4 protein-coding genes are annotated in these 2,619 nt (G+C 30.6%); all 4 read right to left on the bottom strand.

Features of this window, described 5'->3' with window-relative positions:
* Positions 1 to 222: 222 nt before the first annotated feature.
* A complete protein-coding gene (locus tag BLQ00_RS17290; protein WP_093145573.1) occupies positions 223 to 750 on the bottom strand; it encodes an SRPBCC family protein in 528 nt (175 codons plus the stop codon).
* 25 nt (positions 751 to 775) lie between these two features.
* Positions 776 to 1,129 (bottom strand): YciI family protein, encoded by a 354-nt coding sequence (locus BLQ00_RS17295; protein ID WP_093145571.1) that lies wholly within the window; start codon positions 1,127 to 1,129, stop codon positions 776 to 778.
* Positions 1,130 to 1,214: 85 nt separating this feature from the next.
* The gene (locus tag BLQ00_RS17300) at positions 1,215 to 1,910 is read right to left on the bottom strand and encodes a hypothetical protein (protein ID WP_139149464.1); all 696 of its coding nucleotides are present in this window, start codon (positions 1,908 to 1,910) and stop codon (positions 1,215 to 1,217) included.
* Positions 1,911 to 1,917: 7 nt separating this feature from the next.
* Complete coding sequence (locus BLQ00_RS17305) at positions 1,918 to 2,583, bottom strand: Crp/Fnr family transcriptional regulator (protein WP_244881805.1); 666 nt, start codon at positions 2,581 to 2,583, stop codon at positions 1,918 to 1,920.
* Positions 2,584 to 2,619 lie beyond the last annotated feature (36 nt).

The following is a 2,619-nucleotide window of genomic DNA, read 5'->3' on the forward strand; positions in this document are numbered from 1 at the left end:
TTGTTATTTAGTTCTGCATTATTGGTAAACCTTGTTTTACATAAGAGTCAAAAATCTGTTCATTTCTAAATTTTTCTGACCATTTACGGTAACGGTTAGTATAAGAATAGTAGCGGATTTTGAAACTCGAACTATTCGGATTAGCCCTTGACCATAAATATAAAAAAGCGATTTCGATTAATTACCGAAACCGCTATTGTTTTTATACATTGTTATGCCTTGTTATTTTTCGCACGTAATTTTCAAAAGTTCCAATCCTCTCGCATTCATTTTCTCCATTTCTTTCTTTGCTCCAAAAAGCCACATAAAGAAGGAATCTACGAGTCCAGATTCGAGATTAAAATCTTGAGTAACTTTTACTATGTTACCAGTCTGTGAGAAAGAATACTCAAAAGTTGGATTTGCTTTAAAAGGTTTTTGAATATCACATTCCATTTTTATATATTCTAAAGGTCTAATTTCCTTTATTTCTTGATAACCTAAGTCTTTACCTTTATTTCCTTCCCAATGAAATTGAGCGCCTACTTGTCCGTCATTCCCTTTAACTTCTGTTTTTTGTGTTGGGTCAGCTTCATAAAATGGTGACCATTTAGGAAAGTTCTTTAGATATAGAACATTATCAAATGTAGTTTCAGCATCCGCATTAATGTTAACCACTTTTTGGATATGAATTTGTTGTAATTTACTTGCATTGTAGAATCCTATTCCTAGAAAAAGGACTAATGCGACTGTGATTATTATTAGTATCATTTTTTTCATTTTTTTTGAATATTTATTAATTTTCCATTGGGATGATATTACGAACTTCAACCGAGCCTCCCATTTTTAAAATTGGGCTGTCTTTTGCCATAGTAACAGCTTCATCTAAAGAATTTGCTTTAACAATCATATTTCCACTAATCGTTTGGTTTTCCGAAATCAGAATTCCATCCGATATTTTTGAATCAGCCGAAATTTGTTTTCCATCAAAGCCCAATTGATGTGTACTTTCCAATTTTTCTTTAATTGCAATGTTTCCTATAAAACTTCCCCAATCTTCTTTCATTTGTTCCATTTCTTTTGGTGTTGGTTGGTATTCGGGATTGGGACTAAATCTGAATACCATCATAAATGTTTGTTCTTTTTTCATTTTTTTGATTTTTAAGTGTTAAACAATACAACAAAAGTAGATGAGTGAGAACAGAAAAATCTTTGCCTATGACAAGAAATGAAAATCAGACTAATTTTTCGGAAGATAACTTGCGATATACTAATAAATGAAGAAATATAATAGTTGGTGGTGCAAATGCAGGAATAAAACAAAATGGAAATTCTGCTAAAAATTCTACACCTTGAATACCGTTATCAATGCTTATTTTCGTAAATATAATTGCCATAGCAGATGTAATTAAAATATCTACGAGTCCAAAAGTGTTCCAGATGTAAGTTAAACGTCTTGCATATTTTTTTTTATTTTGAATAGCTTTTGCTACAAAAACACTTGATATAGCAGTTAGTAAATCTCCAATACCAGCGAAAAGGGCAAATACTGGCGGTAATAAATCATAGAGTAAAAGAATAATAAAAGTGCTTCCAATAAGTCGGAATATGTGAATCTTTACTAAATCCTCTAACCTAAAAGAAATATTTGCCTTTTTACAGATTTTAGTATTATAAATTAAGGTTACAAATATTGCCAAAGGAAGCGTAGTTGTCAAAACAATTTTTGGTGGTAACATAACATCATCAAAAAATCCGTTTAGACTTGCAAATGCTACAATGATTAGATATGGAATATAAAAACCTAGGACTATCCAAAATCCGTTCTTAATTTTTCCTTTTTTTGCTAAATGAGCAACCATAATAACTGGTATTGAGAATGCCAATAAAAAAAGGATAGAGAAAATAAGAGGTACTTGATTGGAAAACATAATGATATTATAAAGTGATTTCTTTTCTAATTCTACTTAAAGAAGTGTCTGTAATGCCTAAATAGGTAGCAATGTGTTTAAAAGGAACATTTTGAATTATTGAAGGCTTTTCGTTTAATAAATTTAAGTATCTGTTTTTAGCTTGGTCGGCAATTACAGATATGGAATGATTCTTTAGTTCAAAATAATTGTTAATCAGTCTTGTTCTGCCAACTTCCCTAAAAGCTTCGATTTTAAATAGTTTCATAAAGTTGCTAAAACTAATTTTCCAACATTTTCCTTTCGTCAATGCTTGAATAGACTCTTTACTAGGCTTTTTTAAAAAATAGGAATGCCAATCTATTACGATGTCATTTGCCGAAAAGAATTTTGTTGTTATGTCATTTCCTTCTGTGTCAATTGCGAAAGAACGTAAAAACCCTGTTTCTAAAAAGTAATAATAATTCGCAACTTTTCCTTTTTCAATAAGAAATTCGTTTTTTATAAATTCCACTTCTTCAAATTGCATCATTATCAATTCCAATTCCTCCGAATTAAAACTTTCAGGTTTAAAAATGCTTTTTAAAAAATGAGTTTGATTCATTGTTATTTCAGGTTCTGTTTTAATAAGGCATAACGGGTTTGTATAATAATTGTAGCGCTTGGCGCAGCGTGCGGCTTGAAGCGGCGACATCTTTTCAGTTTCTTATTTAGTTCCAATTATTCGGAG

The sequence above is a fragment of the Ulvibacter litoralis genome, from assembly GCF_900102055.1.
Lineage (GTDB): Bacteria > Bacteroidota > Bacteroidia > Flavobacteriales > Flavobacteriaceae > Ulvibacter > Ulvibacter litoralis.

Excerpts from the sequence above, each read along its gene's own strand:
- BLQ00_RS17290 (WP_093145573.1), bottom strand. The coding sequence starts at position 750 with ATGATACTAATAATAATCACAGTCGCATTAGTCCTTTTTCTAGGAATA.
- BLQ00_RS17305 (WP_244881805.1), bottom strand. The coding sequence starts at position 2,583 with ATGTCGCCGCTTCAAGCCGCACGCTGCGCCAAGCGCTACAATTATTAT.
- BLQ00_RS17300 (WP_139149464.1), bottom strand. The coding sequence starts at position 1,910 with ATGTTTTCCAATCAAGTACCTCTTATTTTCTCTATCCTTTTTTTATTG.
- BLQ00_RS17295 (WP_093145571.1), bottom strand. The coding sequence starts at position 1,129 with ATGAAAAAAGAACAAACATTTATGATGGTATTCAGATTTAGTCCCAAT.